Source organism: Mesobacillus sp. MER 48, assembly GCF_023714225.1.
Lineage (GTDB): Bacteria > Bacillota > Bacilli > Bacillales > Cytobacillaceae > Mesobacillus > Mesobacillus oceanisediminis_A.
This window is the reverse complement of record NZ_JAMAUR010000001.1, coordinates 383,790-403,211: the sequence shown is the minus strand read 5'-3', so window position 1 is coordinate 403,211 and position 19,422 is coordinate 383,790. Positions and strand designations below refer to the sequence as shown.

The 19,422-nt window shown below is 41.7% G+C and carries 17 protein-coding genes; 13 read left to right on the top strand and 4 right to left on the bottom strand.

The window, feature by feature from the left end:
- Window positions 1-185 precede the first annotated feature (185 nt).
- The 7 genes from M3593_RS01990 (at window position 186) to M3593_RS01960 (ending at window position 9,350) form a co-directional block, all read left to right on the top strand.
- Window positions 186-566 (top strand): hypothetical protein, encoded by a 381-nt coding sequence (locus tag M3593_RS01990; RefSeq protein WP_144479586.1) that lies wholly within the window; start codon window positions 186-188, stop codon window positions 564-566.
- Between the two features lie 105 nt (window positions 567-671).
- On the top strand, window positions 672-3,248 hold the full coding sequence (locus tag M3593_RS01985; protein ID WP_251540435.1) for a DEAD/DEAH box helicase: 2,577 nt from the start codon (window positions 672-674) through the stop codon (window positions 3,246-3,248).
- A 117-nt stretch (window positions 3,249-3,365) separates the two neighbouring features.
- Window positions 3,366-4,625, top strand: a complete 1,260-nt coding sequence (locus M3593_RS01980; RefSeq protein ID WP_251540434.1) for a LysM peptidoglycan-binding domain-containing protein — start codon at window positions 3,366-3,368, stop codon at window positions 4,623-4,625.
- Between the two features lie 880 nt (window positions 4,626-5,505).
- The gene (locus M3593_RS01975; RefSeq protein ID WP_144479580.1) at window positions 5,506-5,889 is read left to right on the top strand and encodes a phasin family protein; all 384 of its coding nucleotides are present in this window, start codon (window positions 5,506-5,508) and stop codon (window positions 5,887-5,889) included.
- Between the two features lie 14 nt (window positions 5,890-5,903).
- Window positions 5,904-7,580, top strand: a complete 1,677-nt coding sequence (locus M3593_RS01970; RefSeq protein WP_251540433.1) for an ABC1 kinase family protein — start codon at window positions 5,904-5,906, stop codon at window positions 7,578-7,580.
- An 80-nt stretch (window positions 7,581-7,660) separates the two neighbouring features.
- Window positions 7,661-8,587 (top strand): glutaminase A, encoded by a 927-nt coding sequence (gene glsA, locus M3593_RS01965; protein WP_144479576.1) that lies wholly within the window; start codon window positions 7,661-7,663, stop codon window positions 8,585-8,587.
- 106 nt (window positions 8,588-8,693) lie between these two features.
- Window positions 8,694-9,350 (top strand): hypothetical protein, encoded by a 657-nt coding sequence (locus M3593_RS01960; protein WP_251540432.1) that lies wholly within the window; start codon window positions 8,694-8,696, stop codon window positions 9,348-9,350.
- A 126-nt stretch (window positions 9,351-9,476) separates the two neighbouring features.
- Here the strand turns inward: M3593_RS01960 and M3593_RS01955 are convergent, their stop codons facing one another.
- Complete coding sequence (locus M3593_RS01955) at window positions 9,477-9,851, bottom strand: hypothetical protein (RefSeq protein ID WP_144479572.1); 375 nt, start codon at window positions 9,849-9,851, stop codon at window positions 9,477-9,479.
- A 5-nt stretch (window positions 9,852-9,856) separates the two neighbouring features.
- Complete coding sequence (locus M3593_RS01950) at window positions 9,857-11,047, bottom strand: ParM/StbA family protein (RefSeq protein WP_251540431.1); 1,191 nt, start codon at window positions 11,045-11,047, stop codon at window positions 9,857-9,859.
- A 201-nt stretch (window positions 11,048-11,248) separates the two neighbouring features.
- Between M3593_RS01950 and M3593_RS01945 the strand changes: the two genes are divergently transcribed.
- The 3 genes from M3593_RS01945 (at window position 11,249) to M3593_RS01935 (ending at window position 14,282) form a co-directional block, all read left to right on the top strand.
- The gene (locus M3593_RS01945) at window positions 11,249-12,019 is read left to right on the top strand and encodes a CsxC family protein (protein ID WP_144479569.1); all 771 of its coding nucleotides are present in this window, start codon (window positions 11,249-11,251) and stop codon (window positions 12,017-12,019) included.
- Between the two features lie 297 nt (window positions 12,020-12,316).
- Complete coding sequence (locus M3593_RS01940) at window positions 12,317-13,096, top strand: CsxC family protein (RefSeq protein WP_144479567.1); 780 nt, start codon at window positions 12,317-12,319, stop codon at window positions 13,094-13,096.
- Between the two features lie 145 nt (window positions 13,097-13,241).
- Window positions 13,242-14,282, top strand: a complete 1,041-nt coding sequence (locus M3593_RS01935; protein ID WP_144479565.1) for a hypothetical protein — start codon at window positions 13,242-13,244, stop codon at window positions 14,280-14,282.
- 122 nt (window positions 14,283-14,404) lie between these two features.
- Here M3593_RS01935 and M3593_RS01930 read toward each other — a convergent pair whose 3' ends face one another.
- Both M3593_RS01930 and M3593_RS01925 read right to left on the bottom strand, forming a co-directional pair.
- Window positions 14,405-15,139 carry a CsxC family protein gene (locus M3593_RS01930; protein ID WP_144479563.1) on the bottom strand — a complete coding sequence of 245 codons (735 nt, stop codon included), beginning with the start codon at window positions 15,137-15,139 and terminating at the stop codon, window positions 14,405-14,407.
- Between the two features lie 228 nt (window positions 15,140-15,367).
- Window positions 15,368-16,408 carry a CotY/CotZ family spore coat protein gene (locus M3593_RS01925; protein WP_251540430.1) on the bottom strand — a complete coding sequence of 347 codons (1,041 nt, stop codon included), beginning with the start codon at window positions 16,406-16,408 and terminating at the stop codon, window positions 15,368-15,370.
- 193 nt (window positions 16,409-16,601) lie between these two features.
- Here M3593_RS01925 and M3593_RS01920 point away from each other — a divergent pair, with 193 nt between their 5' ends.
- The 3 genes from M3593_RS01920 (at window position 16,602) to hutH (ending at window position 19,397) form a co-directional block, all read left to right on the top strand.
- Entirely contained in the window at window positions 16,602-17,177 is a 576-nt protein-coding gene (locus M3593_RS01920) for a branched-chain amino acid aminotransferase (protein WP_144479559.1), read from the top strand.
- Window positions 17,178-17,340: 163 nt separating this feature from the next.
- Window positions 17,341-17,775: a histidine utilization transcription antiterminator HutP gene (hutP, locus tag M3593_RS01915; RefSeq protein ID WP_144479557.1), complete on the top strand. Its 435-nt coding sequence runs from the start codon at window positions 17,341-17,343 to the stop codon at window positions 17,773-17,775.
- Between the two features lie 101 nt (window positions 17,776-17,876).
- Window positions 17,877-19,397: a histidine ammonia-lyase gene (gene hutH, locus M3593_RS01910; RefSeq protein WP_144479555.1), complete on the top strand. Its 1,521-nt coding sequence runs from the start codon at window positions 17,877-17,879 to the stop codon at window positions 19,395-19,397.
- Window positions 19,398-19,422 lie beyond the last annotated feature (25 nt).

Here is a 19,422-nt window from a genome sequence, read left to right as displayed (position 1 = left end):
TAATTTTGGCTGACCGACAGAAGTTATTTATAGTCACTATAGAAGTTTATTGAATGCTTATTTCCTTATTAATAGGTAACTGATGGGAAAAAGGGTATACTAGAATTATATGTAATTCCTCGGGTCTTCTGGTGTTTCGACTTACCATGAGAAGGCGTGAGACCAAACCAGAGAGGATGAGGAAGATGTTAATCAAACTATATCAGGCAAAAGCTGGAGATGGCAGCAAAAAGAAGGGGCTTAGGAGGACGAAATCCTATTTTTCGACACCTGAGGATGCATTGTCAGAGGCTTTTGCATTAAAGGAAAAGATGGATTCGAGATATGAAAATGAAATAGAATGGGACTATCAAGGTGATTTTACAGGGACTCCGGAGAAAATGAAAATCCTCAGGGGATATTTAAATGGCAATCGGGAGAGTACAGCATTTTACCTTGAAATTCTAAGTATTGAAAATAACGATGGGATTAAACCTGTATCGCCTTATAAACCGAAGTCTGTTACGAAGGATGATAAGAAAATTTCTACTAGGGTAATGAAGAAGTTAAAGGTAAAGCAGGCATAGTAACACCCCATTCCTCTGATTTTACAGAGTATAGGATATGGAAGGGACGCACATTCCAATTGTGCGGCCTTTTATTTATATTAGGCAATCTTGAGGGGATCAGATATGAAACAAATTGAAACAATTTATCAGCAAGCAGTTGAGAATACGAAAAATAAGGTCATGGAAGACATTGCGAAATTCCTTGGCGAACAAGAGAGTCTTCCTGAATTGGAAGAATACCTGAAAACAAGAGCCACATATATTAACCAGATTTGGCTGAATGTTTGGCTGACGAAATCGACAAATGACTTTTCAAAGCGTGATAAAAAGGAATTTTTAAGTGAGCGGGATTATATTGTTGAAGGTGTCGACCGTAAACTCATCAATAAGCTCTTCAGGATTGAAATAAGAAGCTATCAGCCTTTTGACCCGAAAGATTGGATTGCTTCGGCCATCAGTGAGGACAACTGGCCTGATTTGTACGAGCAATCAAGAAAGAAGTTCCTGAAGAAAAAGGAAGAAGATCGCTTGCTTGAAAAAAAGGCCAAAATCATTGAAACGATCTATCAACATGCCCAGACAGTTTTAAATGATTTCCAGGAACTTGCCTATTTAAGAATCAGACATAGTATGGCTGTCGAGCTTAAAAGAATTTTTCAGGAAGAATCAAAATACAAGGATATAGACACATTCATGCTCGAGGAAAAATTGACGGTGATTGGTTCGTTCAACACAGAAGACTACAGGACAATGGCCGATTTTTTTGATGAGCTGACAGGGCAAATTCATCAGACCTCTCACTGGGGCCGGTATTATTTTGAGTATGAAACCTACCAGTATCATTTCGAAAAAGCGGTACTGGAATATTTTTCAGGCATAGCAGCAGAGAAGGTGCTGGAATGTCTTGACCAGGAATTAATCAACGGTTATCAAGTTGCATTCGACGATTCATTATCTATTCCTGAGATCTGGAGAAGCATCAGTGATTTGGCCGAAATTTATATTGACGGTTTCATGTATAAGCTTCAGGAAGAGTATATCAGTGATCTTTTAAGGTTGCAGGATATTACATTTGATTATGAAACTCATCAGGAAATTTATGAAAAGGACCTGGCAGAAAGAAAGCGCAGGAGGGTGGAAGAACAGGCAGAACTTGAAAGGAAAAGAGAAGAAGAAGCCCGAATGATGGAAGATATTTTCGGCAGGGAATACAACCCTTCACTCAGGCGCAATGTCCGGTACATTTTGCATATCGGTGAAACCAATACCGGCAAAACCCACCAGGCACTTGAACGGATGAAACAAGCAAAAAGCGGCCTTTATCTCGCTCCTCTGCGGTTGCTTGCACTTGAGGTATACGAAAAATTAAATGCTGAGGGCGTTCCATGCTCATTAAAGACAGGGGAAGAAGAGAAACCAGTTTCAGGTGCAAACCATATTTCCTGTACAGTTGAAATGTTCCATGAAAAAGACTTTTACCATGTAGTGGTCATTGATGAATCCCAGATGATTGCTGATAAGGACCGTGGCTTCTCCTGGTTTAAAGCAATTACAAAAGCAAATGCGGAGGAAGTTCATATCATAGGCAGCAAAAATATCAAGGCAATGATGATGGATCTTCTCGATGATGGGGTGGCAGAAATATATGAATACACCCGGGAAATTCCTCTCCAGGTCGAAAACAAGGAATTCAGCCTTAAGAATACCAAGAAGGGCGATGCACTGGTTTGTTTCTCACGGAAACAGGTGCTTGAAAATGCAGCTAAATTGCAAAACAGCGGCCGCCAGGTCAGCATGATCTATGGCAGCATGCCGCCGGAAACGAGGAAAAAGCAAATAGATCGATTCATCAACGGAGAAACAAGTGTCGTTGTAGCTACTGATGCTATTGGCATGGGATTGAATTTGCCGATCAGGAGAATCGTCTTCCTTGAAAATGAAAAGTTTGATGGAACGAGGAGAAGGAGGCTGACTTCCCAGGAAATCAAGCAAATCGCTGGCCGTGCAGGAAGAAAGGGAATTTACAATGTAGGCAGAGTGGCTTTCACTTCAGAAATTGACTTGATGTCCAGGCTGCTTGAAAAAGAGGATAAACTTGTAGAGACCTTTTCTATCGCACCTACTTCAGCCATTTTTGAAAGGTTCCAGAAGTATCATCGAACGCTGGCTGTATTCTTCGAATTATGGGATCAGTTCGAGAGCCCAAAGGGCACAAACAAAGCTTCTCTGTCTGAAGAAAGAGAACTTTATGAATACGTGAGGGACACCGAAATCGAGGCAAGGCTGCCAATGATGGAGCTATACGGATTCCTGCATCTTCCTTTTTCATCGAGAGAGCCAGCGCTTATCGAACAGTGGCTGGAAACGATCAAGGCGATTGTTGCTGGTGATGAGCTGCCTGAACCTCCTGTAAAAACGGCCAGTCTTGAAGAGCTTGAGCTTTCTTATAAAGCAATCGGACTCCACCTTTTGTTTTTATATAAACTGGGAAGAAAAACAGAGGCTATTTATTGGGAAAGGGTCCGTACAGAGTTAAGTGATGAAGTACACGAGTTCTTAAAGTCAGAGGTGAAGAATTATAAAAAGAAATGCAGGCACTGCGGGAAGGGAATCCACACTGACTCTCCTTACCAGATATGTGATGCCTGTCATGCTGCAAGATACAGGAAACGCAGTGCTCCAAAGGACCGGTGGAGATGATTAATTATCAGCAGGGCTTAGTTGTTTAAGCCCTGCTTCTTTGGAAAACGAAAGTAATATATAACAGAACAACAGCCATATGATAAAAGAAGGATAAAATAAAAAAGGTGTGATTAAATGGCTGTCCACATCGTGAAATCAGGAGAAAACCTCTGGTCCATTTCCAAAACGCATGGGGTAACGATTCAAAATATAGTGGAAGTTAATGGTCTTCCTTCGGCAAATTTTATCGTTCCAGGACTTGCCCTTTACATACCAGACAAGCAACCGATCATCAGGTTTTATAAAATTAAAGCCGGTGACACATTGTGGAAACTTTCGCTGCAATTCAATACAAGTATAAACAATATACTAAATGCCAATCCCGGTCTGGATCCAAACAGATTATATATTGGCCAGAACATCAACATACCTTCTCCTATCAAACCACAGTTCTCCACTTTAGGATTTATCGTCCCTGGTTCTTCTCCAACATTCCTGAACGATTTAGCAGAAATTGCACCTCACCTTACTTACCTGGCAGTTGCAGCATTTTCCTTCACAGAAGAAGGATATGCGTATGTAACAGGTGATGATGTCCCTATCGTCATTAAAAGCAATGAATTGAGTATCATTCCGTTGTTAATGGTTCAAAATACAACATCCGCAGGTTTTAGTAAAGAACTTGCAGGAAGAGTTCTGTCATCGCCAGCATATCGAAGGAATCTTGTGGCAAGCCTGGTCAATCTTGCTTTAAAAAGAGGATACCGGGGAATCAGTGTAGACCTGGAATTTATTCCGCCTCCTCAGCGAGAGGATTTCAATAAATTCCTCAAGGAACTGAAAACAGCAATGGGCAGTCTTATCCTGCATGTGAATGTCCATGCAAAGACTGAAGATATACCTTCCAATCCAATCATAGGAGCTTATGATTATAAGACAATCGGTGAGATTGCTGATATCGTCGCTGTTATGACGATTGATTATGGGTATCCGAGCGGTCCGCCGGATCCAGTTTCGCCGCTTTGGTGGATCGCACTCGTTGTCAGATATTCATTGACCCTTATCCCTCGGGAAAAGTTACAGATTGGCCTTCCGCTATATGGACATGACAAAATAGTATCCTCTACTCAGTTTCGTGCCCTTTCCGTGCTGGATGCGCAAAATCTTGCCATCTCAACAGGTTCAGTCATTCAATATGATTCAGCAGCAAAGTCACCCTGGTTCAGGTACTGGAGAGGAACGGAGGAACACATCGTCTGGTTTGAAGATATCCGCAGCTATATCGAGAAATACAGGCTGATTGATTTATATGGATTGAATGGAGCAACCTACTGGCAACTAAGCTTCCGGGCTCCCCAAAACTGGGCTTATCTTGATAAGGCCGATATAGTTTAGATAGTGTTGGAGAGGTGTGTTTGTTTTAAAGTGGATAGAAGTTTTGTCAAAACACCTGGCTGTCACTGGAGCAGGTACAGGTTCGGGCAAAACGTCGGCAGATCATGAAGAAAATGTCCGAAGCAGGTGGAAGTTCGGACAAAGCGCCCGTAGACCATGGAGGAATTGTCCGAAGCAGGTGTAAGTTCGGACAAAGCGCCCGTAGACCATGGAGGAATTGTCCGAAGCAGGTGTAAGTTCGGACAAAATGCTTGCAAATCATGAAGAAAATGTCCGAAGCAGGTGTAGGTTCAGACAAAACGTAGTCAGATCATGAAGAAAATGTCTGAAGTAGGTGGAAGTTCGGACAAAACACCGGGAGATCATGAAGAAAATGTCTGAAGTAGGTGGAAGTTCGGACAAAACGCCGGCAGATCATGAAGAAAATGTCCGAAGTAGGTGGAAGTTCGGACAAAGCGCCGGGAGATCATGAAGAAAATGTCCAAAGTAGGTGCAAGTTCGGACAAAACTGCTGCAGATCATGAAGAAAATGTCCGAAGAAGGGGTAGGTTCAGACAAAACGCCGGCAGATCATGAAGAAAATGTCCGAAGAAGAGGTAGGTTCAGACAAAGCGTAGGCAGATCATGAAGAAAATGTCCGAAGTAGGTGGCAGTTCGGACAAAACGTCGGCTGACCATGAAGAAAATGTCCGAAGTAGGTGCAGGTTCGGACACAACACCGCCAGAATAGAGTTAGTTCCCTTAAAAAATATGTACCAATCCAAAGTATCCAAGCACCTGGTTTTATCGAGCCAGCTGCTTTTTTTATGTAAAAGGGTAATTGTCCCTGGTTTTTGGGTATTAAATAAGTAAATATATTTTATATTGGAGGGCCTTATCAATGAATAATTTTCTAAAAAGTGGTTTTTTACTTGGGCTTGGAGCCGCGGTTGCAGGAAAGGAAAAAATTGATGAAACAATCATGAAGCTGGTCGAAAAAGGAAGTATGACACAGACAGAGGCTGATACGATTTTTGATGAACTTTTTAAAAAAGGTGAAAATAAAAGTGAGGAATGGAATGATGAATTTAAAAAGATGGCAAGAAGCCAGCTGAGCGAATGGGGATTTGTGACAAAAGAAGAATTAGATGTTGTCCAGGCCCAGCTTGCATTATTGAAGGAAGAAGTTTCATTGATTCGCAAAAATAAAATGAATACAGAATTCGACCAGGCGGAGAATGGGATGGAGAATGTCCCACCTGGTTTTTCAAAAGACATTGAATAGCAGCAGGTGATGGAATGTTGACGGACCGTTTGAGACGTTTAAATAGATACAAGGAGATTGGTTCCTTATTTGTGAAATATGGATTTGGCTATGTTTTGGAAGAAGTCGGCCTTTTCCATATTCTATCGCTAAAAGATAAAGTAAAAGCAGAAGTGAAAGATGGTAATACACAGGAAATGGGTTATCGCATCCGCTGTATGCTGGAGGAATTGGGCCCGGCCTTTATCAAGCTTGGACAGCTTCTCAGCATTAGGAGTGACCTGTTGCCCGATGAAATTGTAAAGGAATTGGAACTGCTCCAGGATCAGGTACCACCCGTCCAGGTAGAAGAAATAAAAAAGAAGATCCAGCATGAATTTGGCAGGCCTGTTACTGAAATCTTTCATTTTTTCAATGAAGATTATGTCGCCGCAGCTTCTATCGGACAGGTTCATGAAGCCGTTTTACACAGTGGAGAATCAGTCATGGTCAAAGTCCAGCGTCCGGGGATCAAGAATACTGTGCTTACTGACCTGGAGATTTTAAGGGATTTTGCAAAACTAATCGAACAGCGATACGACTGGGCGCAGTATTATAACATAACGGATATGGTTGAGGAACTTTCTGAATCAATCAGAAGGGAACTGGATTATTCTGAAGAGGCACGGAATACAGATATGGTTCAACTGCAATTTGAGGATTGTGACTCAATTAAAGTTCCGCTAATCTTCCATGATTACTCCACAACCCAAATTCTCACCATGGAAAAGGCTGAAGGAATCAAACTGAATGAGTTAAACGCAATGGTTGCAGGAAAAGAAGAAAAACGAAAAATTGCAGATTTACTGGTAAGTGCATTTATAACTCAAATTCTTAAAGAAGGATTTTTTCATGGGGACCCGCATCCGGGTAATATCCTCTATAGCCTGGAAAAACAGCAGCTGGTGTTTATTGACTTTGGCCAGGTAGGAAGGCTTTCGGCAAGTATGAGATACCATTCCGCTTCGATGATGATGGGGATCATGCAGCAGGATACCCATCGCATTGTCAAGGCGATATTCCGGATGGCATATGTTCCATCCGACATAGATGAACAGCACTTTTATGACCACGTGGATGGCATCAGGAAAACAGTAGAACTCTCATCCAAAGATGGCCTGAGTCTAGGATTGACGGTCAAGGAGCTATTTGCGGCTGCCCAGGAACACCGGATTATCCTCCCAAAGGAAATGACGATGATGGGTAAAGCCCTGATCACAATAGAAGGGATCATTTCTGAGCTGGATCCAACCCTGGATATGATCGAGATTGCAAAACCTTATGGAGAACAGCTTATGAGGGAACGCTATGATCCGATCAAGATGGGGAAAAGGCTCTTGAATCAAGCAGAAGACTTATCAGATACATTTGTTAATATCCCAAATCAAGTTGAAAATGTCCTGGACAAGGCATCCAAAGGCGATTTAAAATTTGAAATCAGCCTTTCGGAAATCAATCGGATCCTCAATAAATTCGATCGGATCAGCAACCAGGTTTCTTTTAGCCTTACGCTGCTCGCCTTCAGTATTGTAGTCCTAGGTTTGATAGTAGGAGCGACTTTTGGGAATAATACGATATTGACTAGCGTACCTGCTATAGAAATAGGATTCTTCATAGCGTTCGGTATGTTTTTATTGATTATTTATTCGATTTTAAGATCGGGAAGATTTTAAGGCGATTCAGGCAATGGTCCTTTCATTGCCTTTTTCTATTACTAAGATTAATAATGCGTTAAGATTCGGAGGAGTAGAGTATGCCATGCAGAACAACTGATGAATTGAATGAACTCGTTCAAAAAGCAAAACATTACACATTTGGCGGCAAGGTTGCAGATTATATTCCTGCACTGGCAAAAGCCAATCGTGAGGAACTATCAGTCGCTATTTTCCATGATGACGGAACCTGTGTATCCGCTGGTGATATCCAGCAAAAGCTCTCATTGCAAAGTGTCTCCAAAGTTCTGACACTTGCACTGGCGCTGATGGATTATGGGGAAGAAGCAGTGTTTGATAAAGTGGGGTATGAACCAACAGGTGACCCATTCAATTCAATCGTCAAGCTGGAATTCAGTCCATCCAAACCTCTGAATCCGATGATTAATGCTGGAGCCCTTGCGGTGACACATATGATAAAAGGGGAGGATGCGGATGACAGGTTCAATCGAATCCTGACTTTTATCCAGGATCTTGCCGGCAATTCCTCAATCGGATATTCCAAGGAAATCGCCGATTCCGAATTCGAAACTTCCGACTTGAACAGAGCCTTAAGTTATTTTTTGAAGCAGCATGGCGTCATCGATGAAGATGTAGAAGAACTGCTGATGGTGTATACAAAGCAATGTGCGATTGAAATGGATTGTCTTGATCTTGCACGTATTGGCTGTGTCTTTGCAATGGACGGTTTGGAGCCTGTCACCAACCGCAGGCTGATTCCTGCACATGTGGCTCGCCTATGCAAGACCTTTATGGTCACTTGTGGAATGTATAATGCATCTGGAGAGTTCGCAGTCAGGGTTGGGATTCCTGCGAAGAGCGGAGTATCTGGCGGTATCATGGGCTCAGTACCGAACAGGTTTGGAATTGGCATTCTAGGGCCGGCACTTGATGAAAAGGGCAACAGCATTGGCGGTATCAAGCTATTGGAAATGATGTCTGCTAAATACGATATGAGCATGTTCTAGCAGGCTGAGATTTGTAAAAATTCAGACAAATATTACCCGTGCGAGTATTTTTTTGCATGGTAAGATAAGGGGGTGGTTTATATTAACTGAAAGGAGAGTTATATGTATGGTCACGGATCAAAAAGTAATTTCCATACAGGAACGATTAAAAGATCAGGCATATGAGGAAATAGAGGAATTGTTTTATTTCGCCAATGAATATTATGGTGAATATTTACTTCATTTAGTTGATGATTTCATTGAAACAGAACAAATACCTGAAAAAATAGCCTCTTCATTAATTCCTCATTTTATTTCCTGGGCAGTGTTTTGCCATCACCTCCCTGACACAAAGAAGACAATCTTAGAGCAATATCTAAATTCACCTGAATACAAAAGCAGAAGGAATCCCAGAATCCACAGAATCATCAGTGAATGGAAATACGCATCACCGGGATTTTACATAATTAATGAATTTTATGGTGACCGTTTGCTCGTTGTCCATGATGTATTGCGCATGAAGGAGAGGCTGGTTGCCATCTATAATGAAATATACCATCATCCTGGGGACCATGACTTACTTTTGGGGTATCTGCTTCCAGCGGGGGATGGTACTTATTCACCAATTATCGATTTTTTCCACATACCAGTTCATCACAAAAAAGAAGCGGTCCACAGAATCATTGATTTCTATAATAAAAAAGCCGATGCCTCTGATCTTGAATTCTACGTCCATCATTATCCTAAACTGCTTTCCATCGTTTCCGGCGCTCTTCAACAATGAATTTCCAGAATGACAATAGGTGGGGTTTGAAGCGGCTGCTAAAAAAACCTGTTGAGTATAAAACAAATACCTACTACTTCAAACAGTGAAGGACGAGTACATAAGTACCGTCCTTTCTTTGTATATTTACCCCCCGAATGCATCAAGGATGTCCTCAACTTCCTTCATATCGAGCAATTTAGCTGCCTCAGTTTGCTCTTTTGTACCCCTTGATTTTACAGAGGGCTGAATGAAAAAAGAGCCATTATCAAGTATCGACCGGATGTCAGCGAGCTGCTGGAGGATTTCAGCAGAACCCCCATTCACCGCAGGCTTAGGAGTAAGGTAATGATGGAGCGCAGCAAGGACGAGATGGCTCAAAGAATTGTTTTCTGCATGGTATTCAATTTGTTCAATTACCTTTGGTGATATTGAATAAGATTCGCCGGTTTTGACGTCAATATATCGATCAGGAACTGTTATCGCAACTTTATTAACATAATCCGTATAGGTGTTTGACATACCGATCACCCTTCAATGGGAATTAGTTCCTCGGTATTCTCATGTTGTTTCTTAATTTGATTCATTTTGGCTAGAATCATGAGTCCGAAGACATTCAGTTTTTCCAGGTTCTCAGGAAAAGTCAGTTCAATCGGTCGCCCTTTGTCAGCCCATCTTACCGCTGCTTCCTGTATTTGCTTTTGTGCAAGTTTAGCTGCACCGCCCACTGCAATATAGCGGGACGCCCCCTTGATTTCGCTGGAACTGCTCCTTGCACGGTCAAAATGCTCAAGGTATTTGATTGCCATGATTCTGAGTTGAGGGATAACGTACTTGCTTATATCTTTCCTGACACCTGCAAAAGGTTCAACATACCACTCTGATTGTCCTGCTGAAAGTTTCTCCTCGAGTTCAGACCTGGAATCGAAGGTATAGAGTTCATTCTTGCTTACCTTCTTTATGACTGTATCCAGGAACAGATTAATGCCAAAATGGTCACCTTCAACCGACGCCACAGGCTTGCTGTTTTTGATGCCGACAAAGTCCACCGAATCACCGCCCAGGTCACCAATGATGACTCCTTTCCTGGAATCTTTCACGAGACCGTCATCCTTAATGGCGAGTGTGTCAATGTCACGTATTAACCCTAGATATGCACATGCTCCTTCTGCACCGACAATCACATCTTTTATCTCAAGCTTGACGATCAGTTCTTTAGGTTCGGAAATGCCGGGTACCTTATGAAGGGTGATGGTATGGCTGCCAATTAAACGCTGTTTAAGTAATTCCTTTTTTTCCTTATATTGAGTTGTAGGAAGTGATACAGCTAATTGGTCCACACAGTAGCTTATTTCAATGTCCTCCGGATTTAAGTTGGAAGCATGATAGGCTGCAGCGGCGAATAAAAGGATATAGGTCCGGTCTTCGTCTGCTTTTTGATTATTGCTTGAGGTCAGGCTCACATTCCTCTGTCTTGCGGCAGCCTTTCCTGCGTAAAAGATTTCCCTTTTGTTTGTGACCGCCGGGCTTTTTATCTCTACGATCAAATTTTCTTCGAGTTCAATATCCTCTTCGTCATAGGGCTTTTCATAAAACTCATCATCGTATAGCGCGATTGCGTTTGGCATTTGGTATTCGCTCAACTGCCCATCATCAGAGGCCAGAACCTTATACCAGCTGTTGCCTATGTCGACTGCAAGATAATTATAATTGTTCATTTCATCCTCCTCCTTTTGAATCCTATGCAAAAGGTATGTTCCATTGTGCAAGTACCCAATAGAAATAGAAAAAGGAAGAAATAAAGAAAAAGCATGATAAAACCAAAAAAATCCGCGTTTGTTCTGATTGATTCATCTAGTCCAAAAAATCTAGAAAGAATAGGATAAATTGTACAAGAAATTTTAAAAGGAGGAACAAAAATGACTAATGACCATAAAGGTAAGCATGGATGTGTAAATGTAAATCAGTCTGCATCCAGAAGTGAGTGTGTCAACGTACCTACACCGGGTTTAGTGCCTTCTGCCAATGTTCCAGTAACTTTAGCAGATATTACAGTTTCAGATCATCTGGTTGCCGATATCCATTTTCCGGATCCGGTCTTGGAAATCAAGGACATTAAGAAGAGAGTAAAAATCGTACAGTGCAGATTGCTTATAGGACCTACTTCAGACGCTGCAACAGGAATTCCATTATTCATCAAAGGGTTCATTCGCAAGAATATTCAGTACGCAACACCATGTCCTCATTCATCAAGTGACTGTGTAGCGTCAGAAATGCGATCTCTTACTGTAGACGTACCGTTTGAGTGTGTAACGGTTATCACTGATTTCCTGACTCCCCCAGTAAATCCAGTTGTTAATACTCGTGCAGAATTCGATTTCTTCAGGGCACAGAACCTGGGACATGGATTTCCAGAAAAGGATCAGTTGCTATCAAGCGACTTATCACAATTCCATCAAGTGAGTACTCAAAACTACAATCAGATTCCATTCTGCGAACTGGTATCCAGCAGCATCGTTCAATGGGACGAAGCTATCGACCGTCAACCTTTAACACCACATCATGCACCATTTGAAGAAGGCACCTTCCACAATATTGTGGAAAAAACTTTCCTTCAATTCCGTGTGAGAGTTTTACAGAACCAGCAAGTTGCCTTGAATGGAAATGGCGACGACAATGGTAATGGCTAACTACCACTACTATTAATTAGAAACAAAATGGCGAAGGCTATTGTCTTCGCCATTTTTTATGGACTCTTCTATACATATGCCGATTTTCTTCAGGCTGCTCGTATTCCTGACGTATAAAAAGTATCAAAAAAAATTTTTAGTTCTTTCCTGGCCAGTACATCGCTATGAAAATAAATGATTTAAAAAGGTCCATGCCCTTTTTTAACTCACATAGGGGGGGCATACGCCTAGACCCAATAAATCAGGATGCATAGGATAGAACATCTTCACTCTAAGGAGTTTAAGGAGGAGCCATGTATGTTTGAATTAGATAAAAATAAAAAGCCCGATTATGAGTGTAAGCCTTCAAAAGACCATTTTGAATGCACACCAAAGCATCATCACCCACATGTAAGCTTAGGGAAGGTCGTAACGAAAGTTCCTGTTGTCCTTGCAGAGCTGACGCTGCACGTGAATTTGGATACGTTAATTAAATTTCCAGAACCAGTGCTTGAAATTAAGGATATAAAAAAGAGAATTAAATTGACTCAATGCCGATTGCTATTGCCGACCAATAAGCTGTTTATCAAAGGTTTTGTAAGGAAGAACATCCAATATGCCAGCCCTAGCCAGGAGATTGAAGCTTCATCATCCTCATCAGTAGCTTCTGACTTGCATTCCTATACAGTAGATATTCCGTTCCAAGTTGTGACAGAAGTCAAGAACTTCCTTTCACACCCTGTAATGCCGCAGGTGAATAATCGTAAGGAATTTGATTTCTTTGTATCCAAACCATTGTCAACAGGGTTTCCGGAAAAAGATGAGTTATTGACCAGCGACCTGAGCCAATTCCATCAGGAAAGCTCACAGCACTATAATGAACTGCCGTTCTGTGAATTAGTTTCCAGCCAAATTATTGAATGGGATGAGGCAATTGACCGTCAGCCGCTTCCAACCTCTTCACCGATCGACGAAGGATTTTTCCAGACAATTGAAGAAAAAATGGTCATCGATTTTACCGTACGCGTTCTTCAAAACCAGCAAATCCGGGTATCTTCTGCAACGAATGATCCTGATTGCTATGACGAATCAGAATAAATAACAGTAAAAGACGGGGTATTATACTAGGCAACTATAGTATATGCCCTTTTGCCTTTATATAGGAAGGAGGGCATGGATCGGTTTCAATTTGGAGGAGAACCATCCAGTTAAGATGGATAACACCAATAGAATGTTTCAAGAAATGAATTTTTTTACCGGAAGTTTGAGAAATCTCTCTGGAGGACGTAATAGAGGTTCGGAAAGTCTTGAGAATGATAGAAATAATACCAATTTAAGCAATAACCGAACAAGCAGGGATTCAAAGGGTTCGGGAAAACCTTTGATACTTTCTCCGCCGGTAATTAAAAGTGTTGAAGAAAAGACATCCCAGAAAAATACACTACAGATGGATGAAATAGAGGTCGAGTCAAGTGACAACAGGGATATTTCAGTTGTTGCCGAATCGGATGATATCGATCAGGAAGAAGTCAAGGAAAGTCCTGATGAAGAGATTAATGAAATATTAGAGGAATCCAGCGAATTCAATCATGATCAAGAATCTTACAATCAACCCAGAATGAACGAAGAGTCTCAGGAAGATGCAGATTTTGAACCTGATTTTCAGGATTCGAATGAATCCTATGAAGAGTCATCATCAGAGCCTATCCAATTAGCAACGGCTGCATACCGTGGAATTAATAAAACGTATGAAAGGACTAAGGTGAGGCTTCCTTTACAGTTGGCAGATGTCGATCTCGAAATAGACATATTTGATACATTCAAGCTCTCAAGACCCATCTCTTCTATATCAAATGTTCGATGCTCTTTGCAATCACTTGATGCAGAAGTATTGCTGCCATCGGCAAAGTTATTTACGAAGGGAATCCTTCTTTTGACTATGGATTATGTAAATAACGACGATCTAGGGACCTTGCATTCACTAAAAATCCACTTGCCATGGAAAAAAATCATCCCGGTTAATTGGATTCATCAGCCCGAACTTTCCTCAAAACACAGCAAAGAATATATGTTCACTTCCCCGCTGGGAATGGAAGCAGGATTTACGCGTGAATATAAAGAGAGTTTAGTGGAAAAGGTGGACTTCACTTTAGCGAATCTGCACTGTGTTTGGAATGAACAATTTGTTGACCAAGACAAAATCATGTTCCAGGGTACTGCACGGATGAAGATCGATCTTTTTCAGAAACAATGCCTGGACTTGCAAAAGCTACTTTCACAATAAATTTAAAAAGGGTGCCTCAGACGAGACACCCTTGCCTGTTTGCTATTCTTGATTCCGAATCTTTAAACCTTTCATCTGTCCTTCATGCTTCCAGGTTGTAATACCATATAGAAGTCTTAGTCTTAGGAAGAAGATTCGTCATATTCTGGTTCTGGAGCATTGCAATAATCCAGGTTAACCTGCTGCTTTTGCAGTAATTTAATCTTTAAACCGACTTCCATCTTTTCGGTGATGCGGCTGAATCTTCCCCAGTTGTCAAAGTCCTTGAAAAGATCAATGTCATTGACGAAAGAATAGAGCAGTTTGCATTTAATTGGCTCATTGAAATATTCTTCCGTAAAGGCACCCGAAGTGCAACGATCGGCACCAAGACCTTTTTTGTCGATGAACCTTCTTTCACTAATAGAATTCTTATTGCTCAAAATTTCTTCAGTAGGCTGATTGAAGACTTCAACTGCCTGAATACATGTAAACGGCACATCGACACTATGGTCCCGCATAAATCCGCTGCATTGATCTATATACTGGATATTTTTGTGAACAATACCGGAGACATAGAGTTTGACAGTTCCGCTATTCATTGAAGAAATGATTGCCTTACACTGGGTTAAGGAAACATTCCTTTTCATGTTCTTGATTTCTCGGGCTGGTGTTGGGAGATGAATATCACTTTCAACATCTACCTGAAGATCTACTACCGCAAGAGAAACATCGATATCAGCAACCGGGTATGTGAGGTCTACCCCAGTAGGTGGATTAGATACACTGTCGCAATCAACACGAAGCGTTTTTGCCTTATCGCATGAAGTCTGTGGCGGGCAGCCATGGGAAGTGTTGCAGCCTGTATTTTTTCTCATTTCTTTCACTCCTTATTTTTTTATATCAAAAGCTTCAAGGAACAGTCTGACTCTGCTCCTTTCTTTTGACTTACTATTGTATATGCCAGTACACCAATGATTGAATAGACGAATGATAGGGGGCATTCACATATTTTTACCGAAAAGTACAGATAAGAGAAATTGATAGGTATTTATGAACTAACAGTAAATAAACCCCACATAAGTGGGGCATTCAATCTATTGGGATCACCCGCGTCCAGAGCATAAGAGCTTATGTGGGTCCATTTTTTTGGCTTTGACTGGGGGAAAGCAGGTAATGCCTACGAAATCTTTTAAATCGACTTCAAAGCAAGCTCCTGTTCTGATAAAGCCTTCAATGCCATGATGCTTTCCTTCACATCTCTCAGGACAAAGCAGTTCGAGAATCGCGCAGCAGCTAGATCCTTTTACAAAATCAACAACGCGGAAAAAGGTAGATTTTATATCATAAAAACAGCCATCGATCTTCACTACTCCGGTACCTACAAATGTCTCACAGTTACCTTTGCTGCAACCGCATAATAATTTAAAGGGAATGGTATCAAAGTTTGGATGCTTGCCTTGCTGCAGCAGTTCCTGAATCGAACGCTCGCAGCTGACATCACAGCCGTTTTTCCTTTTTGATACCTTATGCTGAGCTTCATTTATATCCCTTACCTTTTTGCAAACGCAATTATGGGAATGTTTTTCATGGTGATGGTCTTTTTCACAGCCGCAATCATGGAAATCATCGTCCCAGTCCTTGTGTTTATCTTTTCCCCTCCATTTTTTACGATCCTTGTGGTCAAACCAGTCATCCGATTCGTTATGGTGGTCATGGTCCCAGTCCTTGTGTTTATCCTTATCCTTGCATTTTTTACGGTCCTTGCGGTCATCCCAGTCATCCGATTCATAATGGAAATCATGGTCCCAGTCCTTGTGTTTATCCTTATCCTTGCATTTTTTACGGTCCTTGCGGTCATCCCAGTCATCCGATTCATAATGGAAATCATGGTCCCAACCCTTATGTTTATCCTTATCCTTGCATTTTTTGGAATCCCTATGGTCGTCCCAGTCATCCGATTCGTAATGGTGATTATGGTCCCAGTCCTTGTGTTTATCCTTATCCTTGCGTTTTTTGAGGTCCTTGTGGTCATCCCAGTTATCCCATTGTTCATGCTGATCATGTTTCCGTTGTTTATTTTTGTCTTTGGAATGCCAGAGGTCATTGTCGTCTGGCCGATGGTCATCCTTGTAATAATAATTCATGAATTCGCCTCTCCTTTCATTCGAATGGTGGTGTAATAACAGGATATGGGGAAAAGCAGTGGAATGTATGGGGATGTGACTATACTTCCGTAAAACTTTAGTAAATTTGGGGAATAATGATCAAGAATATTTGCTATTTCCAAAATAACCATTCAATATAAATAACAGTTAACCAATTATGGAGGGTAATGAAATGCTGAAAAACCAGGTGGAGAATTATCTCACAACACAAGATGGGCCTGTCGAATTACATAATGTCGTAAAAGAATATGCGGAACGCCAAGGACTTCTCGAGGGAACAGAGGCAAAAGTTTTAGATTCGGGTACCCTTTTTGATCGTGCATATATTGAAAGAGGGGACAAAGAAACGGAGGAATTCCTTGGTGAGGAATCATTCGACTTCCTCGAGAAGCCAATCTCCTATTTTAAAGACCGGAAAAATGAATTCATGTACATGGAATCGAAATGGTTTGATTTGATCGGTGTCGATGCAGTAAGTTTTGAAAATGATGATGTATTTGGGACCTACGATGTCATGCTTGGCCTTAAACTGCAAAAAAAGATGGGGCCTGCCATCAAAAACTATCTGGAGCAGAGCCTTCAAGATGCAGGATACGATTTAATGTTCGACGGCAATGAAGGATTATGGAGCCTCAATTTCGCATTGAATGGCCTGGAAGGATACAAGGAGAGCCTATCTATAAAAGATGCTTTTATTCTAATTTATGATTTTCTTTTCAAATTGGCGGAATCTATAGAAGATAAGTAATGTAAAGCGCCTTTGCGGTGCTTTTTTAATCGCTTTAACAGGGTATCATACTACTATATTAGAATACTAAAATTTTCCAAAGTGGTTGACACCAGCCATCAGGAAACATAAAATTAACGTAAGTTATTAGTCAATAGTTAAAATTCAGAAAATGGAGTTAGTGATGAGTAAAATTGCGATTGGGAAAACAGCGGTACTGCTGGCATCTTTCACAGAAGAAGAGATGGTGTTTTTTCAGGATAGGTTGAGTGATGTAAGCTATTGTCTTGGCAAGGTAGGATCAATGAATTTACAAAAGGTAATTTCCGCAGTGGAAACAGCTGCCAAACGCCATGGACTCATTCATCCTCATTTATACCGTGAAACACATGCTCTGTACCATGCAATAATGGAAGGGATGGAAGGTGTTACACGCGGCCATCTATCTATTGGTGAAATGAGCAGGACAGTCGGTCTGAGATTTGCTGTCGTAAGGGGAACACCCTTCGAGGATCGTGCAGAAGGTGAATGGATTGCTGTTGCGTTCTATGGAACGATTGGCGCTCCAGTAAAAGGTTCTGAACACGAAACGGTTGGGTTGGGAATCAATCATATATGAAGTTGCATTGCCTATAGTCCACTAGTCATAAGGAGGCGATGATGGTTTAAGTATGCCATTATCGTCTCCTTTTTATTTTATCCGATCAGGGGGTAGCGTGAATGGTTGTATTAACGGGTGAATCATTAACCTTGGAACAAATCAGGCAGGTTTGTTATCAGGATGAAATCGTAGCGATCAGTCCGGAAAGTATGGAAAAGGTTGAAAAAAGCAGGGAAGCAGTAGAAAAAATCGTAGCGGAAAAGCGTACGATTTACGGAATAAACACAGGTTTTGGCAAATTCAGTGATGTCATCATCGATGAACGGGATGTTAACTCACTGCAATTGAATTTGATTCGTTCGCATGCCTGCGGCGTGGGGGATCCTTTTCCGGAAGTGGTTTCACGGGCAATGATTTTGCTGCGGCTTAACGCCTTAATCAAAGGATATTCCGGGATCAGGCCAGTGATTGTAGAACGATTAAAGGAATTGCTTAACCTGCAGATCCATCCAGTTGTGCCGCAGCAAGGTTCGCTTGGTGCTTCCGGAGATTTAGCTCCGCTTTCACATTTGGCACTTGTTCTGCTCGGAGAAGGGAAAGTTTATTATCAGGGCAAGGTATGCTCCACTTCCGAAGCGTATGAAAAAGAAGGACTCGAAGCGATCGAGTTAAAAGCTAAAGAGGGTCTTGCACTAATTAATGGTACACAGGCAATGACGGCGATGGGAGTTGTCAACTGGCTGGAGGCAAACGATCTGGCATATCAGTCAGAGTGGATTGCTTCCCTTACTATGGAAGGACTGGAGGGCGTCATTGATGCATTCCATCCTGCTGTCCATTCGGCGAGAGGTTACCAGCAGCAAATGGACGTAGCTGAACGTATGAGAGACCTGCTTGCAGGGAGCAAGCTGACGACACACCAGGGAGAAAAACGGGTGCAGGACGCATATTCGCTAAGATGCATACCACAGGTGCATGGTGCTTCCTGGCAGGCACTTGATTATGTGAAAGAAAAGCTTGAAATCGAAATGAATGCTGCTACGGATAATCCTCTTATTTTTGACAGTGGTGAGACCGTAATATCGGGAGGCAACTTCCATGGCCAGCCGATTGCCATTGCGATGGACTTCATGAAAATTGCTGTCGCAGAATTTGCGAGTATTTCTGAAAGACGTATTGAGCGGCTGGTCAATCCTCAATTAAATGACCTTCCTCCATTTTTGAGTCCACAGCCTGGACTTCAGTCTGGTGCGATGATCATGCAATACAGCGCGGCCTCTCTTGTTTCCGAAAATAAGACGCTCGCACATCCGGCAAGTGTAGATTCTATTCCATCCTCAGCCAACCAGGAGGACCATGTGAGCATGGGGACCATTGCAGCCCGCCATGCCTACAGCATTATTCAGAATGTCAGGCGTGTGCTGGCCATAGAATGTATTTGTGCACTCCAGGCAGTCCAATACCGGGGAATCGAAAAAATGGCGCCAAAAACAAGAAGCTTTTACGAGGATGCCAGAAAGATTGTTCCTTCAATCACAGAAGATCGCGTTTTCTCTGAGGATATTGAGAGACTGGCAGAGTGGCTAAAAAAAAATAACTGGCAGTGGACAGCTATAAAAAAGCATGGGAGCTTAGTTTGATAATCTAATTTATTAAGAGGAGTGG